The 26846-nt window shown below is 72.8% G+C and carries 24 protein-coding genes; 13 read left to right on the top strand and 11 right to left on the bottom strand.

The genetic code is table 11. The annotated features are described in order from the left end of the window. Positions 1–63: 63 nt before the first annotated feature. The 3 genes from AB0K10_RS01895 to AB0K10_RS01885 all read right to left on the bottom strand — a co-directional run bounded on the left by AB0K10_RS01895 (position 64) and on the right by AB0K10_RS01885 (position 3539). Positions 64–1488 carry a DUF234 domain-containing protein gene (locus tag AB0K10_RS01895; protein WP_363678970.1) on the bottom strand — a complete coding sequence of 475 codons (1425 nt, stop codon included), beginning with the start codon at positions 1486–1488 and terminating at the stop codon, positions 64–66. A 96-nt stretch (positions 1489–1584) separates the two neighbouring features. Then, positions 1585–2298, bottom strand: coding sequence for a response regulator transcription factor (locus AB0K10_RS01890; protein WP_363678968.1), 714 nt, complete (start codon positions 2296–2298; stop codon positions 1585–1587). Continuing rightward, the gene (locus tag AB0K10_RS01885; protein ID WP_363678966.1) at positions 2286–3539 is read right to left on the bottom strand and encodes a histidine kinase; all 1254 of its coding nucleotides are present in this window, start codon (positions 3537–3539) and stop codon (positions 2286–2288) included. The genes AB0K10_RS01890 and AB0K10_RS01885 overlap by 13 nt, the downstream gene beginning before the upstream one ends. 132 nt (positions 3540–3671) lie before the next feature. Here AB0K10_RS01885 and AB0K10_RS01880 point away from each other — a divergent pair, with 132 nt between their 5' ends. From AB0K10_RS01880 to AB0K10_RS01865, 4 genes are read left to right on the top strand one after another with little or no spacing between them, the layout of a single operon-like run. Further along, complete coding sequence (locus AB0K10_RS01880; RefSeq protein WP_363678964.1) at positions 3672–4568, top strand: ATP-binding cassette domain-containing protein; 897 nt, start codon at positions 3672–3674, stop codon at positions 4566–4568. Then, positions 4565–5362, top strand: coding sequence for an ABC transporter permease (locus AB0K10_RS01875; RefSeq protein ID WP_363678962.1), 798 nt, complete (start codon positions 4565–4567; stop codon positions 5360–5362). Before AB0K10_RS01880 ends, AB0K10_RS01875 begins: the two co-directional genes overlap by 4 nt. Positions 5363–5364: 2 nt before the next feature. After that, the gene (locus tag AB0K10_RS01870; protein ID WP_363678960.1) at positions 5365–6102 is read left to right on the top strand and encodes a hypothetical protein; all 738 of its coding nucleotides are present in this window, start codon (positions 5365–5367) and stop codon (positions 6100–6102) included. Between the two features lie 32 nt (positions 6103–6134). Further along, the gene (locus AB0K10_RS01865) at positions 6135–6698 is read left to right on the top strand and encodes a heme-binding protein (RefSeq protein WP_363678958.1); all 564 of its coding nucleotides are present in this window, start codon (positions 6135–6137) and stop codon (positions 6696–6698) included. Here the strand turns inward: AB0K10_RS01865 and AB0K10_RS01860 are convergent, their stop codons facing one another. Further along, the gene (locus AB0K10_RS01860) at positions 6699–9107 is read right to left on the bottom strand and encodes an FtsX-like permease family protein (protein WP_363678956.1); all 2409 of its coding nucleotides are present in this window, start codon (positions 9105–9107) and stop codon (positions 6699–6701) included. Then, positions 9101–9847: an ABC transporter ATP-binding protein gene (locus tag AB0K10_RS01855; protein ID WP_363678954.1), complete on the bottom strand. Its 747-nt coding sequence runs from the start codon at positions 9845–9847 to the stop codon at positions 9101–9103. The genes AB0K10_RS01860 and AB0K10_RS01855 overlap by 7 nt, the downstream gene beginning before the upstream one ends. Positions 9848–10016: 169 nt before the next feature. On the opposite strand from AB0K10_RS01855, the gene AB0K10_RS01850 reads away from it, so the two are divergent. After that, entirely contained in the window at positions 10017–11174 is a 1158-nt protein-coding gene (locus tag AB0K10_RS01850) for a sensor histidine kinase (protein ID WP_363678952.1), read from the top strand. After that, positions 11171–11839, top strand: a complete 669-nt coding sequence (locus AB0K10_RS01845) for a response regulator transcription factor (protein ID WP_363678950.1) — start codon at positions 11171–11173, stop codon at positions 11837–11839. Before AB0K10_RS01850 ends, AB0K10_RS01845 begins: the two co-directional genes overlap by 4 nt. A gap of 56 nt (positions 11840–11895) precedes the next feature. Here AB0K10_RS01845 and AB0K10_RS01840 read toward each other — a convergent pair whose 3' ends face one another. Next, positions 11896–13182 carry a hypothetical protein gene (locus AB0K10_RS01840; protein WP_363678948.1) on the bottom strand — a complete coding sequence of 429 codons (1287 nt, stop codon included), beginning with the start codon at positions 13180–13182 and terminating at the stop codon, positions 11896–11898. Positions 13183–13332: 150 nt separating this feature from the next. Between AB0K10_RS01840 and AB0K10_RS01835 the strand changes: the two genes are divergently transcribed. Next, positions 13333–13872: a DUF1697 domain-containing protein gene (locus tag AB0K10_RS01835; protein ID WP_363678946.1), complete on the top strand. Its 540-nt coding sequence runs from the start codon at positions 13333–13335 to the stop codon at positions 13870–13872. Positions 13873–13904: 32 nt separating this feature from the next. On the opposite strand, the gene AB0K10_RS01830 is transcribed toward AB0K10_RS01835, so the two are convergent. Continuing rightward, the gene (locus tag AB0K10_RS01830) at positions 13905–14882 is read right to left on the bottom strand and encodes an MBL fold metallo-hydrolase (RefSeq protein WP_363678944.1); all 978 of its coding nucleotides are present in this window, start codon (positions 14880–14882) and stop codon (positions 13905–13907) included. A 154-nt stretch (positions 14883–15036) separates the two neighbouring features. Then, entirely contained in the window at positions 15037–15936 is a 900-nt protein-coding gene (locus tag AB0K10_RS01825; RefSeq protein ID WP_363678942.1) for a serine hydrolase, read from the bottom strand. A 51-nt stretch (positions 15937–15987) separates the two neighbouring features. Here AB0K10_RS01825 and AB0K10_RS01820 point away from each other — a divergent pair, with 51 nt between their 5' ends. Together AB0K10_RS01820 and AB0K10_RS01815 are read left to right on the top strand one after the other, a co-directional pair. Then, positions 15988–16947, top strand: a complete 960-nt coding sequence (locus tag AB0K10_RS01820; protein WP_363678940.1) for a LysR family transcriptional regulator — start codon at positions 15988–15990, stop codon at positions 16945–16947. Positions 16948–17044: 97 nt separating this feature from the next. Further along, a complete protein-coding gene (locus tag AB0K10_RS01815) occupies positions 17045–17896 on the top strand; it encodes an aldo/keto reductase (RefSeq protein ID WP_363678938.1) in 852 nt (283 codons plus the stop codon). A 67-nt stretch (positions 17897–17963) separates the two neighbouring features. On the opposite strand, the gene AB0K10_RS01810 is transcribed toward AB0K10_RS01815, so the two are convergent. Then, positions 17964–18806, bottom strand: coding sequence for a helix-turn-helix transcriptional regulator (locus tag AB0K10_RS01810; RefSeq protein ID WP_363678936.1), 843 nt, complete (start codon positions 18804–18806; stop codon positions 17964–17966). A 102-nt stretch (positions 18807–18908) separates the two neighbouring features. On the opposite strand from AB0K10_RS01810, the gene AB0K10_RS01805 reads away from it, so the two are divergent. Beyond that, complete coding sequence (locus AB0K10_RS01805; RefSeq protein WP_363678934.1) at positions 18909–19661, top strand: SDR family oxidoreductase; 753 nt, start codon at positions 18909–18911, stop codon at positions 19659–19661. Positions 19662–19745: 84 nt separating this feature from the next. Next, positions 19746–20732 carry an aldo/keto reductase gene (locus AB0K10_RS01800; RefSeq protein WP_363678932.1) on the top strand — a complete coding sequence of 329 codons (987 nt, stop codon included), beginning with the start codon at positions 19746–19748 and terminating at the stop codon, positions 20730–20732. Positions 20733–20756: 24 nt separating this feature from the next. Here AB0K10_RS01800 and AB0K10_RS01795 read toward each other — a convergent pair whose 3' ends face one another. Then, entirely contained in the window at positions 20757–21272 is a 516-nt protein-coding gene (locus AB0K10_RS01795) for a GNAT family N-acetyltransferase (protein WP_363678930.1), read from the bottom strand. Positions 21273–21456: 184 nt separating this feature from the next. Between AB0K10_RS01795 and AB0K10_RS01790 the strand changes: the two genes are divergently transcribed. Next, positions 21457–22470, top strand: a complete 1014-nt coding sequence (locus tag AB0K10_RS01790; protein WP_363678928.1) for an ATP-binding cassette domain-containing protein — start codon at positions 21457–21459, stop codon at positions 22468–22470. Next, a complete protein-coding gene (locus AB0K10_RS01785) occupies positions 22467–23321 on the top strand; it encodes an ABC transporter permease (protein ID WP_363678926.1) in 855 nt (284 codons plus the stop codon). The genes AB0K10_RS01790 and AB0K10_RS01785 overlap by 4 nt, the downstream gene beginning before the upstream one ends. 21 nt (positions 23322–23342) lie before the next feature. On the opposite strand, the gene AB0K10_RS01780 is transcribed toward AB0K10_RS01785, so the two are convergent. Beyond that, on the bottom strand, positions 23343–26795 hold the full coding sequence (locus AB0K10_RS01780; RefSeq protein WP_363678924.1) for an AAA family ATPase: 3453 nt from the start codon (positions 26793–26795) through the stop codon (positions 23343–23345). Positions 26796–26846: the final 51 nt, after the last annotated feature.

Raw genomic sequence — 26846 nt, 5'->3', positions numbered from 1 at the left:
GGTACGGCGGACTCACCGCACCGACATCCTCGGGCAGTGGTACGGCCGGCATCGGACGAAGGTTCAATTCCGGTACGCGCTGAGCAGATCGTCCGGCGACAGCACATGGATCCCGTCGACAGCGCTGCCGCTGCGCGATACGGCGAGGGCCGGCACCGATTCGTCGGCACCGGGCAACCGGGATCGGTGCAGGAGCAGTCGGCCCAGGTCATGCGCGTCGAAGGGTCGACTTTCCTGCCACTTGATCGATCCGACGAAGCAGATGCGCGCCGCCACGGGCGCACGATCGGCGCCGACGATGTCGATCTCCGGATCATTGGTCCGCGTCCAGTAGCCGCCGATCACCGGCGCTTCCGCTGGCAGGTGATCCACAGGCAGCCGGCGCAGCGCCTCTCGGACGACGGGCTCGATGACTCTCCCGCGCCAGGACGTCCATGACCCGGTGATCCGATCCAAGGTGAGATCACCTCGACCTCGTTCGATCTCCGCGAGGTGTGGGCCCAGGAAGGAGAGCCAGAATCGCAGGTACGGATCGGCCACGACGTACCGGGTTTCCCGGGACGGCTTCGTCGACAGTGGGAGTGCGTCGTCCACCACCCGCTTCTGGGTCAGAAGTCGCAGAGCTCGGCTCAGTGACGCCTGCGGGAGATCCCCTGCGGCACGCGCAATCAGTGAGAAGGTCCGCTCACCCGAGCCGATCGCCCGCAGCACCAGGCCGGCCTGGGACTGCGCCGGGAACTCGGCCGCCAGTGCCCGCTCGCCGCTGACCAGCAGGGCCGAGGTCGGATCCGGTACCGCGGCGCTCAGATACTCGCGCACTGATGCGCCGGCCGGCCACTCGTCGAGAATCAGTGGCAGACCACCGGACACGAGGTAGGCGTCGAACGCGTCGGCGGCCGACAGGTCGAGCATGTCGCGGACGTCGGCCGGGCTCAACGGCGGTATGACCATCTCGGTGGCACGCTGGTGAAACGGTCGGCCGTAATCGTTGAGCGCCTCCATCATCGCCAGGTCGGACCCGACACAGATCAGCAGGACCGGAAGCCGGGAGAGCTCCCGGTCGAAGATCTTCTGCAGGGTGCCCTCGAACCCCGGGTCGGTCTCGATGAGGTACGGCATCTCATCGAGGACGACGACGCTCGGCCGATCGGTCGGCAGCGCGGCGGCGAGCAGAGTGAGTGCGGCGTCCCACGTCCGTGGTTGCTGTCCCCGGAGCAGTTGCGCGCCCGGCAGCGTCGATGCGGCCGCCGCTTCCACGAAGAGCGCGAGATCGGCCGTGACGGTCGGCTGCGCCGAGGCGGTGAAGAAGAGGTGTGGCACCTCCGCTCGCTCGACGAACTCCTCCACGAGGCGCGACTTGCCGACCCGGCGGCGACCGCGCATCAACAGGGCCCGGCCGGGTCGACCGGCACGGCCCCCGCGTTCGACCCGCGCGAGTGCCGCCTTCAGCAGGGCCAGCTCTCGCTCTCGTCCCACGAAGCCGTCCACGACACCATCCTTGAGGCTCTCATTTATGGAACACTCACGGCTGAGTGTATCAACGACAGTGGCACGGATGGCTTGGTGATGCGGTTCGACGTGCCGTCAGACGAGGTCGGCGTCGTGCACCAGCAGGGCCACCTGGACCCGGTTGTTGAGATCGAGCCGGGTCAGCAGCCGGGAGACGTACGCCTTCACCGTCGCCACGCTCATGAACAACTCCCCGGCGATCTCCGCGTTGGTGCGGCCCCGCCCCAGCGCTACCGCCACTTGACGCTCCCGCTCGCTGAGCCCACCGAGCAGCCGCAGCGCCCGCTCGCGACGCGGATCCGGGCCGGCCAGACCCGGGGTGGCGGCGGTCACGTGGTCGATGAGCGTGCGGGTCACAGTCGGGGAGAGCGTCGCCTCACCCGCGGCGACCCGGCGGACCGCGTGCACGATGTCCGCCGGAGGGGTGTCCTTGAGCAGGAAGCCGGCCGCACCGGCGCGCAGCGCCCGCAACACCTGCTCGTCGGCGTCGAAGGTGGTCAGCACCAGCACCTCCGGCGGGTGCGGCTGGGCACGTAGCGCCTCGGTGGCGGTGAGCCCGTCCACCCGGGGCATCCGGATGTCCATCAGGACCACGTCCGGGGCGTACGCGGCGACCGCCGCCGGGACCTCGCCGCCGTCGGCCGCCTCGCCCACCACCAGCAGGTCCGGCAGGCCGCCGAGGATCATCGAGAGACCCGCCCGGACCAGCGCGTCGTCGTCCACGATCAGCACCCGCACCGGCGGCGTGCCGGTTCCGGCCGGACCGGGCGGGCCGGTCACGCCGGCCACGGCAGCCAGGCGGCCAGGCGGAAGTCGCCCGCGTCGTCCCGGCCGTAGGCCAGCCGACCGCCGGCAAGTGTGACGCGCTCGCTGATACCCACCAGGCCGGTGCCGGCGCCCGGCAGGCCGCCGCCGGCCGAGGTGCCGACCGGCCACCGGTTGCCGATCGCCACGGTCAGGCCGGCGCCCGGCCCGCCGGCGACGTCAACGGTGACCGCAGCGCCGGCCGCGTGCTTGCGGGCGTTGGTGAGCCCCTCCTGCACGATCCGGTACGCGGCCCGGCCCAGCGCCGCCGGCACCTCCCCGGACCGGTCCACGGTGTCGCTGACGTTGACCCGGACCCCGGCCGACCGCGATTCCGCGATCAGGGCCGGCAGGTCGGCGAGGGTGGGCTGCGGCGGCTCGGGGGCATCGCCGGGGCTGTCGCCCTCGGCCCGGAGCACGCCGATGACCTCCCGCAGGTCCTGCAGGGCGGCGTGGGCGCTGCCCCGGATCACACCGGCGGCGCGGGCCACCTCGTCGGCGGGAGCGTCCGGGCGGAACTCCAGCGCGCCGGCGTGCAGGCTGAGCAGCGAGATCCGGTGGGCCAGCACGTCGTGCATCTCCCGGGCGATCCGGGTGCGTTCGAGGTGGCGGGCCTGGGCCACCCGCAACTGCTGCTCGGACTCGGCGCGCTCGGCCCGGTCGCGCAGCGACACGATCAACTGCCGCCGGGCCCGGACGAACATCCCCCAGGCCAGCACGACGAGGCTGAACACCACACCCCACGCCGCGGTTTCCCAGTACGTCAGATTCGGGTCCGGACGCAGCCAACTGAAGCCCAGGTTCGTGATCAGGCCAGCGCCCGTGACCCCGATCGCGATGGCGGTGCGTCGGTGCACCACCACGGTGAAGTAGAAGATCAACAGCGGGACGCCGGCGGCCAACGAGAACAGGGTCAGCGGTATCGTCGCCACCACCAGCCCCAGCGGCCACCGGCGGCGCACCCAGAGCAGCCCGCAGCAGACCAGCCCGATCAGCGCGTCGACGCCGACCATCCAGTCGTGCGGGAGCGCGGTGGCGATCGTCGGGTCGGGTGCCAGGGCGTCGGCCGTGGCGAACAACACCCAGACCAGAGAGACCAGGAACGCGAGGCCGTCCACGACCCAGTCGCGGGTGGTGCGGCGCGGGTGTGCCCGGTCACGTTCGCCCGGCACGACCAGCTCCCCCGGCAGCAGCCAGGGGTGTTCCGGGACGGCGAGGCTGGTCACGGCCCCATGCTAGGCAGCCGACGGGCACCACGACCAGCTACCAAAGTCGAGACCCGAACGTCGACCAAGGTCGGTACGGCACCTACCGGCGGCCGCAGCGGAGAGCCGGGCGGCACGGGCACGCTCAACGGCATGATCACGGTAGAGAACCTCACCAAGCGGTACGGGCCACACCCGGCCGTGGACGACGTGTCGTTCCGGTGCGAGCCGGGCACCGTCACCGGCTTCCTCGGCCCCAACGGCGCCGGCAAGTCCACCACCATGCGGATGATCTGCGGACTCACCGCCCCGACGGCCGGCCGCGCCACCGTCTCCGGGCACCCGTACCGGGAGCTGCCCAACCCGGGGCGGGAGGTCGGGGTGCTGCTGGACGCCTCCGCCCAGCACGCCGGGCGCACCGGCCGCGAGGCGTTGACGCTGTCCGCGTACACCATGGGGTTGGACCGGCGCGAGGTCGCCGCGAAGCTCGACCTGGTGGGGTTGAACGCGGTGGCGGCGAAGCGTCGGGTACGGGCGTACTCGTTGGGCATGCGCCAACGGCTCGGGCTGGCGCACGCGCTGCTCGGCGACCCCCGGGTGTTGATCCTGGATGAGCCGGCCAACGGCCTGGACCCCGAGGGGATCTTCTGGATGCGCGGCCTGCTGCGCGACTTCGCCGACCGGGGCGGCACGGTGCTGCTCTCCTCCCACCTGCTGCGCGAGGTGGAGGCGGTCGCGGACCGGCTGGTGGTGATCGGGGGCGGCCGGATCGTGGCCCAGGGCGACAAGAACGAGCTGCTGGCAGGCGGCGGGACTGTGGTCCGGGCCCGCGACGGCGCGGCGCTGCGCCGCGCACTGGAACTGGCCGGGCTGAGCGCGGCCGACAGCTCCGAGGGGCTGCTCGTGCAGGCCGACGCCGAGGCGGTCGGCCAGGCCGCCGCCGATGCCGGCGTCGCGCTGGCCGAGCTGCGCCCCGCCAGCGGCGGTGGCCTCGAACAGCTCTTCCTCACCCTGACCGCCGGCGAATCCACCAAGGAGGCCGTCCGATGACCACCACCACCGCGCCCGCCGCCGACGCCGTCGTGCCCCGGCACCACACTCCGGTACGCCGCCCGTCGCTGCTCCGGCTCACCGTCGTGGAGCTGCGCAAGCTCGTCGACACCCGGGCCGGTCGCTGGCTGGTGATCACCATCGGCCTGATCACCGCCGCGATCGTCGCCCTGCAACTGGTCTACGCGAAGGAGGCCGACCAGACCTTCCTCAACTTCTTCGTCCCCTCGCTGCTGCCGGTGTCGGTGCTGCTGCCGGTGCTCGGCATCCTGTCGATCACCAGCGAGTGGTCGCAGCGGACGGCCCTCACCACGTACGCGCTGGTGCCCCGCCGGGAGCGGGTGGTGGCCGCGAAGCTGGTCGCCGTGTCGCTGACCGCGATCGCCTCGGTGCTGACCAGCCTCGCCGTCGCCGCCGTCGGGACGCTCGTGGCGTCCGCCATCGGCGGCGCTGGCACCTGGCAGTTCGACTGGTCGCTGGTGCTGAACGCGGTGGTCATCCAGGTCACCAGCGTGCTGATGGGCGCGGCCTTCGGTCTGCTGCTGCTCAACCCGCCGCTGGCCATCGTCGGCTACCTGCTGCTGCCCACCCTGTGGGGGGTGCTCGGCGAAATGGTCAAGCCCCTGCGTGGCCCGTCCGAGTGGCTGGACACCAGCAAGACCATGGAACCGTTGTTCAGCAGCGACGCAGTCACCAGCGGGCAGTGGGGGCGGATAGCGGTGTCCCTGCTGGTCTGGATGGTCCTGCCGCTGGCCGCCGGCCTGTTCCGGACGCTGCGCCGCGAGGTGTCCTGACCATGGACCTGGCCGGATACCGACCCCGCACCGTGGTCAGCGGCGGCGTGGTCGAGCTGGTCGTCATGTGGGGTGGCTTCCCGCTTGTCGGCGCGGGCGTCGGATGGCTCCTCGCGGCGACGACCGGCTGGCTCGCCCGGCTGCCCTGGGTGCCGTTCAGCGACCTGATCGAGTGGCTGGACCGGCTGCCCGAACCACAGGCAACCGCCGGCACGATAGGCGTGGGTGTCCTGGCCGGCCTGGTCGTCGCCGGGCTGGGCACCGCCGAACGGCTGATCGTCACCGTCGACGCGGCGCAGGTCCGGCTGCGCCGCGCCGCCGAGAACCGGACCGTCGCGCGGGCCGACACGCGGGTGGTCTTCCTCGCCGACAAGCACCTGGTGCTGCTCGACGCCGACGGGGCGGAACTGGTCCGGGAGTCGACGGACCTGCCCGCCGCGCGGCTCGCCGGCGCCTTCCGGGAGCACGGCTGGGCCTGGGCGGACGGCGACCCGCACCGGTCGGCGTACCGGCTGTGGGTGCCCGACCTGCCCGGTCTGCCGGCAGGGGCGGACGCGCTGCTGCGCGCCCGCGAGCGAGCGATCGCGCGGGATCGCCGCGACGACGCCCGGGAGCTGCGACGCGAGCTGGGCCGGATCGGGGTGGTGCTGCGCGACGAGGGCAAACGCCAGTACTGGCGAGCCGTCGCCCCGGGTGCGGGACGACCGACTTCGGCCGAGCGGGAGCCGGAGGGGCGGTAGCGTCTGTCCCAGAGAGATCCTGGGAGCGCGCGATGACCGAGCAGCAGCCGTACCGGGTGGTGTCCCGACACCCCGGCTTCGAGCTGCGCCGCTACCCGGCCCACCTGGTGGCCGAGATGCAGATCCAGGCATCCTTCACCCGGGCGCCGATCGAGGCGTTCCGGCCGCTGGCCGCCTACATCGGCGGCGCCAACCGGGCCCGGCACCCGATCGGGTCGGCCGCGCCGGCGCTGTCGGCGGCCAGCGACTCGGAAAAGATCGCCATGACCGCGCCGGTGGTCCAGATCGAGGGCGAGTGGCCCGGCGCGTACCTGATCCAGTTCGTCATGCCGGCCACCTTCACCACTGCCACCCTGCCCGAACCGGTGGACGCCCGGGTGCGCATCCACGAGGTCCCGGCACGCCTGGCGGCGGCGATCCGCTTCTCCGGCCGGTGGACGGAGCGGGCGTTCAGCCAGCGGGCCACCATGCTCGGCCGGTCGGTGACCGCCGCCGGGCTGCAACCCACGGGCGCGATCAGGTACGCGCGCTTCGACCCGCCGTGGAAGCCGTGGTTCCTGCGCCGCAACGAGGTCGTCCTGCCGGTCGTCGAGTAGCTAGCGCGCGGGGCGGTGCCGCAGCGACCGCCACGTCGGCAGCACGCTCGCCAGCGCAGCGAGCAGCAGGCACAGCCCCACCACCCCGGCCACCACCGACCACGGCACCACGAGGTCGACGGGGGCCCCGACCTGCTCGGCGAGGCCGGCGCGAATGCTGAGCAGACCGACGAACGCGACAGCCCCACCGAGCAGCGCACCGATCATCACCACCAGGGCGGACTCGGCCGTGACCAGCCAGATGACCTGCCGCCGGGTCGCCCCGGCCAACCGGATCAACCGCAGGTCGGCGGCTCGGCCGGCGGCGGCCAGCACCAACGTGTTGACCACGGCGATGGCGCCGTAGCCGGCCGACACACCGATCAGCAGCAGCGTGAAGAGCCAGACGAGACGGTCCTCGGCAGCGTCGGCCTCCGCCGCCCAGGTGGCGACGTCGACGACCCGTGCGCCGACCGGAGGCGCGATCCGGTCCCGGACGTACACCGTGGACGTGAGCGCCGACGGGTCGTGCGCCCGTACCACGGCCCGGGGCAGGAGCAGGTCGCCGGGGAGCGAGGTGTCGGTGACCACGGCGACGACGCGCAGCGACACCGACGTCCCGTCCGCGAAGACCACCACGTACGGCTCGGACGGCCGCAGGTTCGCCGCGGCGGTCACCACCACAGTGTCGTCGCCGCGCAGGTCGTCGAGCGTGCCGGCGACGACGGTGAGCGCCCGGTTCGCGGCGGCGAAGCCGGCCGGGTCCACACCGAGCGCGGTCAGTGGACGGTCCGCCGGCCCAGTTCCGGGGTCGGTGCGGAAGACAGTGGTCGGCAGGAGAGCGGTGCCACCGGTCGCGGCGACTGCCTGCTCCGACAGTCCCGGCGTCCGGTCGGGCACGACGATCCAGCCGGCGTTCACGTTGTCCGCCCGACCTGCCGCGTACGCGGCGGTGGTGGTTCGCACCATCCCGGACACCAGCACCGCGAAGGCGACCGTGAGCAGCACCGGGGCGGCCGTCGACGCCGTCCGCCGGGTCGCGGTGAGCGCCGAACCCCGGACCAGCATCCCGATCGCGCCGCCGGAGCGCCGCACCGGAGACCGCAGCAGTCGCACCACCGGCCCGACCACCGCCGGGGACAGCACGGTGGCACCGGCCACCAGCGCCATCACCGCGTAGAGGGCGTACTGCGCCGCGACGCGGGCCTCGCCGGCGGTCGCCGTCCCGACGCTGAGCGCGACCCCCGCCGCGACGAGCAACGCCCCGACGACGACGCGCGGCCGTCCCATCGGCCGCTGTTCCACAGTCGCCTCGCGCAACGCCTCCAGCGGGCGGACCCGCGCTGCCCGGCGCGACGCCGACCAGACGGCCAGCAGCGCGATCACCGGCCCGGCGGCGAGCGAGACCGCGACCGGCCAGGGGGCGTACCGGACCCGGAAGGTAGCCGGCTCGAACCCGACGTCGACCAGGAGCCGACCCAGCAGCGGGGCGAGCGCCGCGCCGACCAGCAGGCCGACGAGCCCGGCCGAAGCGCCGACGACGAGCGCCTCGACGTGGACCATGCGGCGGACCTGACGTCCAGTGGCGCCGACAGCACGCAGCAGGCCCAGCTCACGGCGGCGCTGGGAGATGGTGAACGCGAAGGTGGAGGCGACGACGAACACAGTGACGAAGCCGGCGAGAACAGCCGTACCGGTGAGCACCTGCATGCCGATCCAGCGGATGCGGGCGTCGTCGCGCGGCTCCAGCGCGCTGCGCGCGTCGCCGGTCAGCACCCGCCCGTCACCGCCGACGACGCCACGAGCCGCCGCGGCGACCCGCTCGGGGTCGGCGCCCGCCGTGAGCACCAGCCCGATGGCCCGGACGCCGGGCGCGAGCGCGGCGGCGACCTCGTCCGCGACATGGACGCCGGGCCCGTCGACCAGACCACTGACGGTGTACGCCTCCGGACCCGCCGCCGTCAGCAGGGTGACCCGCGCCCCGGTCCGCAACCCGAGCGCACGGTCGACAACCACCTCACCGGGCCGGCGCGGCGGTTCGCCGGCCGTGCGGCGCAGTCCACCGAGCTGGGCGCTGGACCAGCCGTGCCCCTGGTGGGCGTCCTTTCGCCCGGTGTCGGCGGCCGAAGGCCGTCCGTCGACGAGCGGCTGGGCGTAGAAGGTCCGGTCCGGCACCGCCGCCGCGACACCGGGCAGGGCGGCCAGCCGGCCGACGAGTTCCGCCGTCGCCGTGGCGGACCAGGGCCGGGTCGGCACGAACGAGTCGGCCGACGCGCCCGCCTCGGGGCTCTGCACCACTACCGCCGCCCGCGCCAACCGGTCCGGCACCTGCGGACGCCCGGAGGCGAGCAGCAGGGTGGCCGCCGACACCAGCGCGACTCCGACGGCGACGGCCACGAACGCGCTGGCCGACCGCCGGACGCTCAGCACGACGACTCCGCGACGGTCTCCCGCTCGGCGATGCGTGCGGCGACGGCGGCGGTTATCCCGTCGGTCAATTCGTCGACGACGCGACCGTCGGCGAGCAGGAGGACCCGGTCGGCGTACGCGGCGGCGGCGGGATCGTGGGTCACCATCACGACGGTCTGCCCGTGGTCGTCGACGAGCCCGCGCAGCAGCCGGAGCACCTGCCGGGACGCCGCACTGTCGAGCGCCCCGGTCGGCTCGTCGGCGAACACCACCACCGGCCGGGTGATCAACGCGCGGGCCACTGCGACGCGCTGCTGCTCGCCACCGGACAGCTCGCTCGGCCGATGCCCGGCCCGGTCGGCGAGGCCGACCGCGTCGAGCGCGGCGGCGACGTCCGCGGCCGGTGGACGGCGACCGGCCAGCCGCAACGGCAACTCGACGTTCTGCGCGGCGGTCAACGTGGACACCAGGTTGAACGCCTGGAACACGAAGCCCACGCGGTCGCGCCGCAGGCGGGTCAGCTCGTCCTCGCCGAGGTCGTCGAGCCGGGTGCCGTCGATCGTGACGGTCCCCTCGGTCGGGCTGTCCAGCCCCGCCGCGCAATGCAGCAGGGTGGACTTTCCCGAGCCCGAGGGGCCCATCACCGCCGTGAACGTGCCGCTCGCGAAGCTGGTGGTCACGCCGTCGAGCGCCGTCACCTGCCGGGTTCCGGTGCCGTACACCGCGCGCAGCCCCGTCAGGGTCACCGTGTGTGTGGTCATGACCGTTACGGTGCCGAATGCGGGGGGTGCGGCGCGTCGTGCCGGGGCTGGCACTTTCCGGCCCTCCCCCGGGCGGAGGCGAAGGCCCGCAGGCACGGTCGGATCGTCCTCGGGGATGACCCCCCACGGGTGGACGCGGTCCGGCCCGCCGGCCGATACGGTCGGACAGGTGACCGCTCTCCTGTTGACCCGACGGCTGCGACCGGTGGACCTGTACGTCGTGGACGCCGTGCTCGCCGTGGCGGTCGGTGGGCTGCTCTGCCCGTACGCGGCTCTGGAGTCCCCGCTGCGCGGGGGCGTGCACGAGCCGCTCTGGGTGTCGGTGCTCGTCGGGATGGCCCTCGGCCTGCCGCTGGCCGCCCGCCGACGGTGGCCGATCCCCGTCGCCGTCGTGATCAGCGCCGTCACCACCGTCGCCCTGATCACCGGGGTGATCCCCAACTTCGCCGCCGCCGCGCCGGCCCTCGCCATCGGCCTGTCCTTCTACACGGTGGCCGTGTCGACCACCACGCGCCGCTCGCTGCTCAGCGCGGCCGGTTGTCTCGCTCTGGTGAGCGTCGCCCTGGTGCTGACCGCGGGCGACCTCTGGTCGCGGACCGGCGCGGTCGTCTACGCCGCCGTCATGATCGCGCCGGCCTGGGTGATCGGCTGGCTGCTCCGGGAGCGACGTGCCCTCGCCGCCCGGCAGGGCGAGCACCTGGTCCGGCAGGCCGCCGCCGAGGAGCGGTTACGGGTGGCACGGGAGCTGCACGACGTGGTCGCGCACACGCTGAGCCTCATCGTGGTGAAGGCGGCCGTCGCCAACCATGTAGCCGAGGTCGATCCGCGTGAGGCGGGGGCCGCGCTGCGGGTGATCGAGGAGACCGGCCGCACCGCGCTGACCGACGTCCGGCGCGTGCTGGGCGTCCTGCGCGAGGGCACCCCGTACGCCCCGACGCCGGGGTTGGACGAGTTGCAGGTGCTCGCCCGGCAGGCGGCGATCGGCGGGGTCGACGTCCGGCTCGACGTCCGGCGGGAGGAACCGGTCGGCGCGGTGCCGGAGTCGGTGGGCCTCGCGGTGTACCGGATCGTGCAGGAGGCGGTGACGAACGTGGTGAAGCACGCGGCGCCGGCGGCCTGCCGGGCCACGGTGACCGTCACGCCCGACGAGGTACGGGTGGAGGTGACCGACGACGGCCGACGGCCGGTCCTGATCGGCGGGGAGGGGCACGGGTTGATCGGCATGCGGGAACGGGTGGCGTTGCACGGGGGTGAGTTCCGGGCCGGGCCGCGCTCTGACGGCGGCTTCGCGGTGACGGCCAGCCTGCCGTACCGGGTGGCCGCGTGATCCGCGTGCTGATCGCCGACGACCAGGCGCTGCTGCGCGGCAGTTTCCGGCTGCTTGTCGATCTCGCCGGGGACTGCACGACTGTCGGCGAGGCGGGCACCGGCGCGCAGGCCGTCGCGTTGGCCGGACAGCACCGGCCGGACGTGGTGTTGATGGACGTCCGGATGCCGGAGATGGACGGCATCGAGGCGACCCGGCGGATCTGCGCCGACCCGGCGACGGCAGGCACCCGGGTCATCATCCTGACCACGTTCGACCTGGACGAGTACGTCTACGGGGCGCTGCGCGCGGGCGCCAGCGGCTTCCTGCTCAAGGACACCCCACCAGCGGACCTGCTGGCGGGGATCCGGGTGGTCGCCGCCGGTGAGGGCCTGCTCGCGCCGACGGTGACCCGCCGGCTGATCGACGAGTTCGCGCGGCAGCCGGAGCCGACCCGGCCACTGCCCCGGCAGCTCGACGGGGTGACCGATCGGGAACGGGAGGTGCTCGCGTTGATCGCCCGGGGCCTGTCCAACGCGGAGTTGGCCGCGCACCTCAACCTCAGCCAGGCCACCGTGAAGACCCACGTCGGGCGGTTGCTGACCAAGCTGGCCCTACGCGACAGGGCGCAACTGGTCATCGTCGCGTACGAGACGGGCCTGGTCGGGCCGGGCCGGTCGGGGTGACTCAGGAGGGTAGGCGCGGGAGCACCCGCGGAGAGACGCTCCCGCGCCTACCAAGATCAGCTGACGTACACCGACGCGCTGGTCGCCGACTGGAAGTCGGTCGAGGTGCCGGGGTAGACGACTCGCCAGTAACCGGCCGTCTTCTTGTAGATCGACGTGGCGAAGTCGTAACTGCCGCCCGCGTAGATGGTTGCCGGGGTGGCCCAGGTGCCGTCTTCGCCGGTCGCCGAGAACTGCACCTTCAGCGGCAGCGTCCCCGGGGAGATCCCGCCGTTGAACTCAATTTCGCCGCTGAGCGCCACGGTCGTCGCGTTCTCCCGGACGGCCGAGAAGCTCCGGAAGGCGGCCGGTTGCAGCACGGAGATGTTCGTGCTGGCGGTCACGGAGCTGACGAACTCGTCGTTCATCGAGTAGCCGACCTGGAGGCGGCCGCTCTGGTACGGGGAGACGGTCAGCGAGTATCGCCCGTCCGCGTCGGTGGTGGCGGAGCCGAGGAACGTCTGGCAGTAGTCGACACTCGAGCAGAGGGAGACCACGGGCTGCACACCGGGCACCGGCACCCAACCCTCCGGCGTCCGCCAGGTCAGCTGGCCGCTCACCGTGACGGTCTCATCCTTGAGGATCTTGGGTCGATCCGCCCCGATGGTGATCCGCATCGGCCGCTTGGTGATCGCGATGGTGGTCTCGGCCGACCGCGACGAGCCGTGGAAGAGATGGTCGTTGTCATAGCTGTAGGCCGCGTACACCATCTCGTCCTTGCGGCCGATCGTGACCGTGCCGGTGAAGGAACCATCGGCCCTGGTGGTGACCGCGTCCCAACTGAGGTCGGCGTTCACCGACATGGGGAACTTCCCCAGTGACCTGATCTCGCGGCTGCCCGGCCAGCGGCCCTTGAGCCATCCCCGCACCGTCACGTTGCGGTTCTCATAGGTCACCGTGGTGCGGTTCAGCGTGACGTTGTCGAAGAACGTGACCACTGAGTAGTCCAGGTCGCCGGCATCGGTCTGGGTGACGTGGTGCCCGGCCTCGTCGCTGACCTCCACGTCGACCCGGTAGTAGCCGAGCTTGTCGAGGATGATCGGACTGGATCGCCACACGCCGTCCCGCTCGGTGCCGGACTGGAGGTAGAAGTTCTCCTGAACGGCAACCTCCGCCCCGGTGTTGTAATCGCGGATGTGCGCACGGACATCGGTGACGTCGCTGGGCGACGTGATGGACACCAGCAGCGTGCCCCGATCGAGGTCGTAGTCGCTGTGGGCGGACGTGACGATCGGGACATCGTCGGCGTGTGCGGTCGCGGGAAGCCCCACGATCGCCGTCGCCGCGGCGACGGCGATCGCCACGGCAAAACGGGAACGGATCAAAGCTGACCTCCAGGAAAGACCGGCGATTCGCTGAGTGGCGGCCGGCAGTGGGAGCCTACCGATCCCGTCCGACAGCTCCGCGCACACCGCTAGGCTGACGCCGTACCCATGTGGACGGAGGAGGACGGGATGACCCGTTACGTCGCCCTGCTGCGCGGAGTCAACGTCGGCAGCGTCCGGCTGGCGATGGCCGACCTGCGCCGGATCGTCACCGACCTCGGCCATGAGGACGTCACGACGTACCTGCAGAGCGGCAACGTGGCCTTCGGCAGTTCGGTCCGCGACGCGGAGAAGCTGGCCGCCGGGATCGAGCGGGCGCTCACCGACGAGCTGTCGTTGACAGTGCCGGTGCTGGTGCGCAGCGGCCGGGAGCTGGCGGCGGTCGCCGGCGGCAACCCGTACGCCGACCGCGAGGACGACCCGAAGAGACTGCTGGTGGCCTTCCTCGCCACTGCTCCAAGGGAGTCCACGGTGGATGCTCTCACCGTGCCCGGCGGTGAGAACGTGTCGTTCACGGTGACCGGCCGGGAGGTGTTCCTGCACTTCCCCGATGGCGGCTACGGCCGGTCGAAGTTCACGAACGCCTACCTGGAGAAGAAGCTCGGTGTGGTGGCCACCACCCGCAACTGGAAGTCGGTGCGTGCCCTCGCGGAGCTGACCGCCGGCTGACCGGGCGGGCGTGGACGCCCGCCCGGATCCGGTCAGAAGCGGTACGCGGTCTCGTACTCGGGCACCAGCACCCGGCTGCGCGGCGAGATCCGACGCACCGCCGCGATCATGTCGTCGAGCCGGGCGCGGTCGGCAGGTGCCACGACCGGCGGGTTCTGCAACGGCGTCTCGAAGTTGTCCCAGTGCACCGGCACGACGACCTTCGGGTAGTCCAGACCGGCCAGCAGCCGGGGCAGGTAGTCGCCTGTGGTGGTGGCGCTCTGCATGGCCACCATCGCCACGTCCGGCGCCAGGCCGGAGAGGTTGCGCTCGGCCACGTCGCTGGCCCCGGTGAAGTAGACCGACGGGCCGCGTTCGACCCGCAGCAGGTATCCCAACGTGTCGCCCTCCGGGAGGTCCGCGATGGTCGCGGGCCGCGCCGGCTGGCTCACCCGCACCCCGGGGAAGGCCACGGAGTACGACGCGTTGCGGCTGTGCAGCGAGCCGACCACCTCGATGCTGTGGTCGCCGAAGTCGAGCACCTCCCCGCCCTTCACGGCGCTGAGCTGCGTCGCCGGCACCCCGTAGGCCAACCCCAGGTGGTACGCGGTGAGCGTGCCGAACACCCGCGCGCCGGTGCGCCCGGCGATGTACGGGACGTCCATGAAGTGGTCCCAGTGGGTGTGCGTGACCAGGACTGTCGTGGCCTTCTCGACGCGCGGATCGATCACGTCGGTGCGCACTGTCAACGGGGCGTCGGTCTTGAACGCGCCGGCGAACAGCCCTGTGTCGATGCGGCTGAGGAACGGGTCGACCAGGACTGTCCGGTCGGCGATGTCGATGCGCCAGCCGGCCGTACCCCACCAGCGGAAGCTGACCGCGCCGGTGCGGCGGGCGGCGGGTGTCGGCGCGGCGGCCGGCGGCGCGGCCTGGGCCGGGGTGGTGGAGGTGGCGGCGAGGCCACCGGCCGAGACCAGGGCGGTGGTGGCTGCGGCGTCGCGCAGGAAGCGACGGCGGTCGAGGTTGGACATGCGGATCTGCTCCCCGTGTTCGGGTGATCGGTCGACACGAGCCAACCAGCGCCACCGCGCCCCGGTCCAAGATCGAACGCTGCCACCTCCGATACGTCCCGGCATATCGTGCCTGCTCAACGGCTGCCTGTCGGCGCTCGGACGCGCGGAAAACTCAGCCGCCGCGCAGCGCCTCGACGGCCGTGCGGGCGGCCTTACCCATCGCCAGGTCCACGTCGATCCGGCGCGGGGTCAGCTCGTCGGCGCGGGCGAAGACGGCGATGGCGTACCGGCCGCCGTCGGGGTATTCGGCGACGCCGGCCTCCAGGTGCAGGCCGGGCAGGGTGCCGGTCTTCCCGGACACGCGGACACCGGGCGGAAAGCCGGCCGCGAGCCGGGTCCAGAAGATCTGCCGAGCCATCCAGGCGCGGACCATCGCGCAGGCGGCCGCCGACCCGGCCTCGTCCCGCCAGATCAGGGTGAGCAGCCGGGTGATCTCCCGGGCGGTGCTGCTGGTGGTGTGCGCGGGGTCGAAGACCCGCATCGCCCGGACCCGCTCTGCCGGCAGCGTCGGGAAGATCCGCGCGAACTCCACCTCGGTCCGTGCGCCCACATCGGCGAGCATCAGCTCGACCAGCTCCCGAGGACCGCCGAGGACGCGGGTGCGGGTCAGCCCCAGCTCGGCGGCGAGCATCGGCAGCAGGTCCAGGCCGACCCGACGCAGCAGCAGGTCGGCGGCTGTGTTGTCGCTGACCGACATGGCGAAGTACGCGAGGTCGCGCAGCGACACCTCGGCGTCGTCGGCGCAGCCGGCCAGCCCCCACCCGCCGAGCCGGTCGGCGGCGGTGACCAGCACCCGTTCGGTGGGGTCGAGCTGGCCGGCGTCGACCTGCCGGGCGAACTCCAGCACCAGCAGGATCTTGAAGATCGACGCGATCACCACCTGCTCGTCGGCACGCACCCCTACCTGCCCGTCCACCGCGTCCGCGTCCACCGCGTCCAGGTCGACGACGTGCAGGCTGGCCGTCACCCCGACGCCCGCGAAGATCGCCTCGATCCGCTCCCCCACATCCACCCGGGCACGGTATCCAGTGGGGGTGTTCCGCCGCTGGCGTAGGGTCCGGCCGTGGACCTGCTCCGGCACCTGCGGCACTTCGTGGTCGTCGCCCACGAGCTGCACTTCGGGCGGGCGGCCGAACTGCTCGGGATGGCCCAGCCGCCGTTGAGTCAGTCGATCCAGCGGCTGGAACGGGAGCTCGCGGTCGAGCTGTTCGACAGGTCCCGCCGCCAGGTGCGGCTCACCACCGCCGGCGGTCTGCTGCTCGCCGAGGCCGAGGAGCTGCTCGCCGGCGAGGGCCGGCTGCGCAACCTCATGGGGCAGGTCCGCGCGGGCGAGCTGGGCGTCCTGCGTGCCGGTGTGCCGCCGGAGACCCCGGCGGTGACGCTGCGCGCCCTGCTGGACCAGCTCACCTGTCGAGCGCCCGGCCTGGACGTGGAGCTGCACGAGCTGACCACCGCCGAGCAGGTACGGATGCTCACCGAGCGGAGGTTGGACGTGGGCCTCGTGCACCATCCGGTCCAGGCGGACGGGCTGCGCTTCGGCGCCCCGGTGGACGTACCCCTGGGAGTGTTGCTACCGCGGACCTCGCCGCTGGCCCGCGGCCGGGAGGTGCCGCTCGCCGCGCTCGCCGGCCTGGACCTGGTGGCCGCGCCCCGGGCCACCGCGCCGGGCTGGCACGACCACCTGCTCGCGGTCTGCCGGCGGCACGGGTGGCGGCCGGCGCGGGTGCGGCCGGCGCGCAACCCGGAGTTCCTGTTCGGGCTGGTGCTGGCCGGTGGCGGCGTGGCCGTGGAGCCGGCGACGCTGGCACGCCGGGAACCCCGGCTCGCGTGGCGGCCGATCGCCGACGCCTCGCTCGCGAAGCGCACCTCGGCGGTCTGGCCGGAACGGGCCGCACATCCGGCGGCGCCGATGGTCGGGCAGCTCGCCGCCGAGGTGCTGGCCGTCGCCGAGCCGGCACCGCCCACGCCGTCCTCGGCGCCTGCGGAACGGCCCTGGCCGGTGTTGTTCGACACGACCGGGTGAACCGGGCCGACGTTGCGCTCGTCACCCCGGGTTGGGCGGTGGATCCTTCGCCTGCCCGGGTATGGATGACGGATACCGAAGACGCGAAGGAGCCGCAATGGCGAACACGATTCCTGACATCAGCCTGAACGACGGCACCACCATCCCGCAGCTCGGCTTCGGGGTGTTCCAGATCGAGCCGAAGGACACCGTCGCGGCGGTGACCACGGCGCTGGAGACCGGCTACCGGCACATCGACACCGCCGAGATGTACGGCAACGAGGCCGAGGTCGGCGAGGCGGTCCGCGTGTCCGGCCTCGACCGGGGCGACGTCTACGTGACAAGCAAGCTGAACAACGGCTTCCACCGCCCGGACGACGCCCGCAAGGCGTTCGACTCGACGCTGTCCGCGTTGAAGATGGACTACATCGACCTGTTCCTGATCCACTGGCCGCTGCCGACGCTCTACGACGGCGACTACGTCTCGACCTGGAAGGTGCTGGAGGAGTTCCAGCGCGACGGTCGGGCCCGCTCGATCGGCGTGTCGAACTTCCAGGTGGCGCACCTGCGACGGCTGGCCGACGAGGCGAGCGTGGTGCCGGCGGTCAACCAGATCGAGGCGCACCCGTACTTCGTCAACGACGAGGTCCGCGCCTACGGCCTCGAGCACAACATCCTCACCGAGGCGTGGTCGCCGATCGCCCAGGGCAAGGTGCTGAACGACCCGACGGTCGTGGACATCGCCGAGCAGCTCGGCCGTACCCCGGCGCAGGTGGTGCTGCGGTGGCACGTGCAGCGCGGCGACATCATCTTCCCGAAGTCGACCACGCCGAAGCGGATCGAGGAGAACACCCGGATCTTCGACTTCGAGCTGGACGACGCGGCGATGGAGCGGATCACCGGGCTGGACAAGGGTGAGGCCGGGCGGACCGGCCCGAACCCGGACACCTTCGCCTACGTACCCCGCTGACGCTCGCCGGCCGGTGCTGCCGCTCGGTCAGTGCGCTGACCGAGCGGCAGCACGATCGCCCTCGGGGTCAGGAGTCGACGCGCTCGGCCAACCGGCGGAACACCGCCTGGGTCGGCGAGTCCGGCTCGGCGACGTAGACGATCAGCCGCTGCTCGGTCTCCGGCACCAGCAGCACACGGCACTCGAACTCCAACGGCCCCAGCTCGGGATGCGCCACCCGCTTCACGACGGGACGGCGCTCCTCGACGTCATGCTCGGCCCACAGCCGAGCGAACCGGGGCGAGGTGCCGAGCAGTTCGGTGACCAGCTCGCGGATCGCCGGGTCCGCCGGGTAGCGGCCGTAGGCGGCCCGCAGGTCCGCCACCGTGCTGTGCACGAACCGGCGTGCGTCGGCGTCGGTCCAGTGGGCGTCGGTCATCGGCTGCCGGAACGTCCAACGGATCATGTTGCGCTCCGCGTCCGGCACGGCCGCGAGATCCCCCACGAAGTGCGTGGCCAGACGGTTCCAGGCCAGCACGTGGTACGCGGCGTCGACGAGGTACGCCGGCGACTCGCTCATGGAGTCGAGCAGGTGCCGCAGCCCGGGGGTCACCTCCCGGCTCGGGCCGACGGTCGAGGGCGCGTGCTCCCCGGCGATCCGGAACAGGTACTCCCGCTCGTCGCGGCTCAGCAGCAGCGCCCGGGCCATCGCGGCGAGCACCTGCCGGGACGGGTGTGGGCCGCGGCCCTGCTCCAACCGGATGTAGTAGTCGATCGACATCCCGGCGAGCTGGGCGACCTCCTGCCGACGCAGCCCGGGGGTGCGCCGACGCGTCCCGTCGGGGAGGCCGACCTCGGCGGGGCTCAGGCGGGCGCGGCGGGTGCGCAGGAACGCCGCCAGTTCGTCACGCCGCAGGCCGCTGCTCGTCATCACACCAGCATGCCCCGGGCGGGGCCGGTCAGGGTGGTATCGCCGGTCCCAGCCTCGGCCCGTCCCTGTCCACGGGCCGCCGCCGGGGTGAGGCTCGACGGCATGACGAACATGGTCGCCCTGATCACCGGGGCCAACAAGGGAATCGGCTTCGCCACCGCACGACAGCTCGGCGGCCTCGGGATGACAGTCCTGGTGGGCGCACGCGACGCCGAGCGCGGTCGGGCCGCGGAGCGGGAGCTGCGCGACGGTGGTGCCGACGCGGTGTTCGTACCGCTGGACGTCACCGACGCCGGGTCGGTGGCCGCCGCCGCGAAGCTGGTGGAGGCGGAGTACGGCCGTCTGGACGTGCTTGTCAACAACGCCGGCATCGTCCTCGCCGACGGTGCGCGAGGGCTGCCGAGCGAGACGACAGTGGCCACGCTGCGCCGGCTGTACGAGACGAACGTCTTCGGGGTGGTGACGGTGACCAACGCGCTTCTGCCGCTGTTGCGCCGGGCACCGGCCGCCCGGATCGTCAACGTCTCCAGCGAGGTCGGCTCGATCGCGGTGATGACCGACCCAAACGGCGCGCTGTTCGAGTTGACCTCGGTGCCGTACCCGTCGTCGAAGGCAGCGCTGAACATGCTCACCGCCATGTACGCCAAGGAGCTGCGCGACACCCCGATCAAGGCGAACGCGGCGAACCCCGGCTACTGCGCCACCGACCTGAACGGCAACAGCGGCTTCCGCACCGCCGAGCAGGGTGCCGAGGTGAGCGTGCGCCTGGCGACGCTGCCGGCCGACGGGCCGAGCGGACTGCTGTGGGGCTTCCAGATGGACGCCGACGGCGGGTACGGCGTACTCCCCTGGTGAGGACGAGCACTTGACCTGGAGCGCACTCCAGCCACCACTGTGGTCCTCGGGCGCCCACCGGCAGGGCGCACGGAAGGAGATCCCATGCGGTACCGCACGATCGGCACCGACCCGGCGACCCGGCGCGAGGTCAGCGTGCTCAGCCTCGGGGCCATGCTGTTCGGCAGCGCCACCGACGAGGCCACCTCGTACGCGATCCTCGACCGGTACGTCGAGGCGGGCGGCACGTTCATCGACACGTCGGACAACTACGCCTTCTGGGTCGACGGCTCGCAGGGCGGGCAGAGTGAGGAGCTGCTCGGGCGATGGCGGCGCAGCCGGGGCATCGGCGCCGAGATCGTCATAGCCACCAAGCTGGGTGCCCGCCCGCTGGCCCCCGGCACGAGTTACCTGGACAACGCCGAGGGCCTGTCGGCGAAGGTGATCCGCGAGTCGGCGCAGCGCAGCCGCGACCGGCTCGGCGTGGAACGGCTGGACCTGCTCTACGCACACATCGAGGACCGGACGGTGCCGCTCGCCGAGACGGTGGAGGGCTTCGCCGAGCTGGTCGCCGAGGGGACTGTGGGCCTGCTGGGCGCGAGCAACCACCGGGCGTGGCGGGTGGAGCGTGCCCGGGCCCTCGCCGCAGCGGCCGGCCTCCCGGGGTACGAGGTGCTCCAGTACCACCGCAGTTACCTGCCCAACCGCACCGACCTGGCCAGCGAGCTGGACCCGGACGGCGAGCCGGGCGGAGTGGGCGGCGACCTGCTCAGCTACCTGCGCGCCGAGCCGGAGCTGACCCTTGTGGCGTACTCGCCGCTGCTCAAGGGGGCGTTCACCCGGGCCGACAAGCCGCTCAGCTCGGCGTACGACCTGCCGAGCGCGCCCCGGCGGCTGGCCGTCCTGCGGGAGGTGGCGGGCCAGACCGGCGCGACTGTGAACCAGGTGGTGCTCGCCTGGCTGCTGGGCGGTGACCTGCCGTCGATTCCTCTGGTGGGAGCGTCCTCGGTGGCCCAGCTTGAGGAGAGCCTGGCCGCCGTGGAGCTGGAGTTGACCGCCGAGCAGCGACACCGCCTCGACACCACCTGGTGACCGGCGACGGCCGCCCCACCGACCTCAGTCCCCGGTCGGCGGGGCGGTCAGGTCGAGCTGCCAGTCGTTGGCACGCATCATCTGCCCGGGCGGGTACTCGAAATTCGTCTCTCCGAGCAGGGTGAAGCCCGCCTTGCGGCAGACCGCGTTCGAGGCGGGGTTGTCGACCGAGGGGTACGCGTGCGCGTAGCGACGGTCCCGTCGGGCGCGGGCCACGTCGAGAGCCGCGCGCACCGCGGCGGTGGCCAGCCCCTGCCCCCGGTACGCGGGCAGCACCGCCCAGCCCAGCTCGTACACCTGTTGGTCGCGCCACTCGCGGGCCCAGTAGCCGACGCTGCCCGCCCGCGCGCCGTCCGGCAGCACAAGTGTGAACATGCACCCCTGCCCGCCCTCGGCGAAGTGCACGTACCTGTCGTGCCGGGCGAGCACCTGCTCGTCGGTCTCCGGGCCGCCGGTGTGTCGGCGCGTGTCAGGTGAATTGAGCTGCCGCAGCAGATCGAGATCATCCTCGTGCCACGGCTCGATGCGTACCTGCGCCATTCCGTCCCCTTCGTCGACCCCAGTCAAGCCGATCCCACCGACATTCCTTTCCGAAACAGCGCCCGCTAGATCCGATCTAGCGGGCGGTCGGCCGTCACCTCGCGCCTTGTGGTGGGCGGCGTCGTTGATCTCACCAACCACGGCGCTGCGCGTCTGTGCACACGTCGGACGAGAGGTACGAATCATGGATAGACGTTCCACCGGCCTGGCCATCGAGGCCGAGGGGCTCACCCGCTCGTTCGGGGAGACCCGGGCGCTGGCCGGCATGGACCTGCGGGTGCCCGCCGGGACCGTCTACGGCCTGCTCGGCCCGAACGGGGCGGGCAAGACCACGGCGGTCCGGGTGCTGGCGACCCTGCTGCGCCCCGACGGCGGCACCGCGCGGGTGTTCGGGCACGACGTGGTCGCCGAGGCGGACAAGGTTCGCAGCCGGGTCAGCCTCACCGGCCAGTACGCCTCCGTCGACGAGGATCTGACCGGTACGGAGAACCTGGTGCTCCTCGCCCGCCTGCTCGGCCTGCGCAAGCCGGCCGCCCGCGAGCGCGCGGCGGCGTTGCTCGCCGCGTTCGGTCTGACCGAGGCGAGCGACCGCCAGGTGAAGAAGTACTCGGGTGGGATGCGGCGGCGCATCGACATCGCGGCGAGCATCCTCAACACGCCGGACCTGCTCTTTCTCGACGAGCCGACGACGGGTCTCGACCCGCGCAGCCGCAACCAGGTGTGGGAGATCGTCCGGGCCGTGGTGTCGCACGGGACGACAGTGCTGCTGACCACCCAGTACCTCGACGAGGCCGACCAGCTCGCCGGCCGGATCGCTGTGGTCGACCACGGCCGGGTGATCGCGGAGGGCACCCCGGGGGAGCTGAAGTCGTCGGTCGGCTCCGGCACCGTCCACCTGCGACTGCGGGACCCCGGTCAGCGGCCGCAGGCGGAGCTGGTGGTCCGCGAGGCGCTCAACGTGCCGGTGCAGCTCTCCGCGGATCCGGTCGCGTTGACCGCCCGGGTCGGCGAGGCCGGCAGCGACCTCGACGCCAGCGCGCAGGCCGCCCGCGCGCTCGGTGACCTGGCCCGCGCCGGCATCGTCGTCGACGACTTCTCCCTCGGTCAGCCGAGCCTGGACGAGGTCTTCCTGGCCCTGACGGATCACCCGGCCGTGTCGGCCGACGAGCGCGACGACGAGCTGGAGGCAGCCCGATGAGCGACACCACCACCACTACCGAACGGGCACCGTCGGTCTACGTACCCTCCGCCGAGGCGCTGGCGACCGTCCTCGCGCCGGGTGCGCGACCGCCCCGACCCAGCGCGTTGGGCGCGTCGCTCACCTTCGGTTGGCGGGCCCTGCTGAAGATCAAGCACGTGCCGGAGCAGCTCTTCGACGTGACCGCGTTCCCGATCATCATGGTGCTGATGTTCACGTACCTGTTCGGTGGCGCCCTCGCCGACAGCCCGCGCGACTACCTGCAGTTCTTCCTGCCCGGCATCATGGTGACAAGCGTCGTGATGATCACCATGTACACCGGCATCGGCCTCAACACCGACATCGAGAAGGGCATCTTCGACCGCTTCCGGACGCTGCCCGTCTGGCGGCCGGCCGCGCTCGTCGGCATGATCTTCGGCGACGTGCTGCGCTACGTCCTCGCCGCCCTGGTCATCCTCGGCGTCGGGTTGGCGCTCGGTTTCCGACCCGACGGCGGCGTCGCCGGGGTGGCTGCCGGGATCGGGCTGCTGGTGGTCTTCTCGTTCGCGTTCTCGTGGGTGTGGACGTTCTTCGGGCTGATCCTGCGCAGCGAGAAGTCGGTGATGGGGGTCAGCATGATGGTGCTGTTCCCGCTGACGTTCCTCAGCAACGTCTTCGTCGAGCCGAGCACCATGCCCGGCTGGCTCCAGGCGTTCGTGAAGGTCAACCCGGTGACGCAGCTGGTGGCGGCGGTGCGCGCGGTGATGGCTGGCGAGTCGGACCCGTCCGCCACGATGTGGCTGCTGGCGTGGAGCGTCGGCTTCGTGCTCGTCTTCGGCACGTTGACCATGTACAGGTACAACCGCCGCTGACCGTGCCCGCGAATCACGGGGTCAGAGCCGCCAGCGCAACGGCTCGGGCGGCAGGTAGCGGCAGGTGCTGCCGGTCGAGACGGACTCCCGCAGGTGACCGCCGAGCGCCGGATGGCGTTCGTCGAGCTTGCGCAGCGTGTCCCGGATCCGCGCGGTGACCGTCTTGCGCGCCCGCTCGGCCTCGTCGCCCAGCCGCCGGCTCCGGCCGGCCAGCCCCGCCGCGGCGCGCAGCTCGTCGAGCAGCGCGCCGCGCTCGGCGTCCAGCGCGGCCGCCTTGCGCTCGTCGCCGCGTGCGGCGGCCCGGTCGATCTCGTCGTCGAGGCGGGTCAGGTGCCGCCGGTAGCGGGCCTTCGCCTCGTCGTCGAGGACCGGATCGCCGCCCATCCGGCGGGCGGCCACCAGCTCCGGTCCGGCGGCCGGGTCGAGCAGCTCCACCGCCGGCACGTCGCTGCCTGGGCGGCTCAGCAGCAGGTGTAGGTCGTGCAGACCCTTGGCGTCGGGCAGGTGCGCCACGACTCCGGCGTACGCGAGCTGCCAGACCGGCCCGTCGCGCCGAAAGGCGTACCCCTCGACCGGCGGGTCGGGCGGGGTCACCCGGCGCCGCCCGACGGCCTGGCTCGCCTCGGCGGCCCCGCCCGGAAGGGCGACCTGGGCTGGCCCGGCGGACCGGCCCGGGGGCGCGACTCGGCCTGGCTCGGCGGCCCGACCCGGGAGGACGACTCTGCCCGGCCCGGCGGCCCCGCCCGGGAGAACGGTTCGGCCTGGGCCGGCGTGTTCGCCCCTGCCGGTGACGTAACCCGGGGCGGCGCGGGCCGGCTTCGGGGCGGCGAGCCGGAGGAGTACCTGTCGCATGCCGAGGGCTGTGGCGTCCCGCGCGGTCGTGGCACGCAGCTCGGCAAGCGTCGCGGCGTCACCCGGGTCGTCGCGGCCGGCCAGGGCGTTCACCAGCCCGGCGCGGGCGATGAGCGACCAGGGTCGGGAGCCCATCCGGTCGGCGGCCTCGCGGGCCGCCGTGAATCCGGCGATCGCGTCGTCCCAGCGCTCCTCGGCGGCGTCGACCACGGCGAGCCAGTGGTCGATGGGCCCGCTGATGTCGCAGCCGAAGAGCCCCACCGCCCACCGCCCCCGGTGCGGGGTCAGCGCGGCCCGCGCGTCGCCGCAGCGCTGCGGGTCGCGGGACGCGGCGGCGGCCTGCGCGCGCAGGCGCAGCCACAGCGGTGACACCGGACGCGGGTAGCGAATGTCGGCGGCCTCGATGACGGCGGTCAGCCGCACCGCCGTCTCGTCATCACCGCGCTCGGCCGCCGTGATCGCCGACAGCAGCTCCCGGTACGGGTAGTCGGTCGGCGCCCACTCGCGCAGCAACGCGTCGATCTCGTCGAACCGCCCCTGCAACAGCAGCCGGGCCCAGCGCAGGTGATGGCCCATGAAGGCGAACTCGGCATGCCCCGGGTCGGACAGGTCGGTGATGACTGTGAACCGCTCGTCAGCCTCGGCGAAGTCACCCCGGAACGCAGCGATGATCCCGCCGTCGACGGCCGCCGCCATCCGGGGGCGGGCCAGGTCATCCTGCTGGCCCGCGGTGACGAAGGCGGTGAACTCCTCGACGAAGCGCGGGTCGCCCAGTTCCAGCAGCGCCACCCAGCGCAGCGAGGTGGCCCACAGCTCGGTCTCCCGGTCGCCCGAGCGGCGGGCCACGTCCCGGATCTCGGCGGTGAGCGCGGCTCGTGCCGCCGCGGTGCCCAGACCCCAGGTGGTGTCGTGGCGGGCCCACAGGCTGAAGGTGAGCGCCTCGTCGTCGCGGCCGGAACGGGCGATGGTCTCCGTCGCGGTGATCAGATCCGCCACCAGCGTGCCCACCGACGCGGTGGCGGCCGGCTCGCCGATCAACCGCTGGTACGCCTCGCGTACCAGGTCCGCGGCGTCGACCGAGTGGATGGTGTCCACCTGGCGGGAGCGGTGCACGGTGAGCGCGACGCGGGCCAGCAGCACCGGGTCGTCGAGCGTGCGGGCCAGCGTCGCGGCCTCGGCGAGCAGGCGTACGGCCTCGTCCCGACCGGCGTGGTGATATTGCACCTCACCGAAGTCGACGAGCAGCCGCACGCGCTGCGCCCGATCCTCGACGACCTCCAGCGCCCGGCGGAAGTGCACAGCCGCCTCGTCGGCGGCGAGCCGGGCGAACGCGTCCCGCCCGGCGGCGACCAGCAGCTCCACGACCCGGGCCCGGTCGAGCGCGGGGCCGGCCAGGTAGGCGTGGCGGGCCAGGTCGGCCGGGATCAGCCGGTCGGTCAGCGCCGTCGGCGGGTCCACCGCTCGGACCACCGCGGCGTGCCAGGACTGCCGGTCGTCGGCCGTGAGCCCGTCGTAGAGGGTCTCCCGGACCAGGTCGTGGGCGAAGGCGAACCGGCCGCCGCCCCGGCTGACCATCAGCCGGGCGGTCACCGCCTGGTCGAGCAGGCGGTCGAGCTGCGCCGCCGAGGCAGGCGCGCTGGCCGCCAGGACCTCTCGGTGGAACTCGCGGCCCAGCACGGCGGCGACGATCAGCGCCTCGACCACCGTCGCGGGCAACTGGTCGAGCCGCCGGCGCACCGCCTCCCGGACACCGGGCGGGATGGTGCCGGTCGTGCCGTCGGCATGCCACAGCCGGGCGGTCTGTTCGACGAAGAACGGGTTGCCGCCGGTACGCCTGTGCACCTCGTCGGCCAGGTCGGCGTCGGGCGCACGCCCGGCGGTGCGCGCCATCAACGCGGCCACCTCGTCGCGGGTGAGGCCGGTGAGGGTGATCGTGGTGGCCTTGGCGACCAGCGGCATCAGCAGCGGGCGCAACGGGTGCTCGCCCGCCTCGACCTCCGCGTCGCGGTACGTGCCGATCAGCAACAGCCGCTCGAACCAGGTGTGCTGGGCGGCGAACGCCAGCAGCCGCAGGGAGGCCGGGTCGGCCCAGTGCAAATCGTCGAGGACGACCACCACCGGCCGGTGCTGGGAGACCGCGACCAGGGCGGCGGTCACCGCGTCGTACACGGCGAACGCCTCCTGGTCGGCGACGTCCCGGGCGTCTTCCTGGACGGTCCAGGCGGCTTCGTCCTGGCCGTCGGCCTGGGCGGGCCAGGCGGCGGCGAGGTTGGGCATGTCGGCGGCGCTGGTCTCGCCGAGCAGGGCAGCGAGGGCCGGCTCGGCGTCCGGCCGGGCGAGCGCCCAGTCATCGGCGGAGCGCCGCAGGACGCGCAGCACCTGCACCCACGGCCAGTAGCCGGGGGCGCTGTCGGAATCCCAGCAGGCCGCGCCGAGCACGAGCGCCCCGCGCCGGCGGGCTTCCCGGGCCACAGTGGTGACGAGGGTGGTCTTGCCGATGCCCGGCTCACCGGTGACCAGGACGAGACCGCCGTGGCTGGTGGCGGCCCGATCCAGCTCGGCGCGCAGCAGGCCCGCGGGATGATCCCGCCCGATGATGGCGTCGCCGCCCCGCGCGTCCATGGTCCCCAGACCGTACTGGACCCCACCGACGGTGAGCGTCGAGATTTGACA

Source organism: Micromonospora sp. NPDC049274 (genome assembly GCF_040678875.1).
Classification (GTDB): Bacteria; Actinomycetota; Actinomycetes; order Mycobacteriales; family Micromonosporaceae; genus Micromonospora.
The sequence above is the reverse complement of the archived record's forward strand: the minus strand, read 5'-3'. Positions and strand labels throughout refer to the sequence as shown.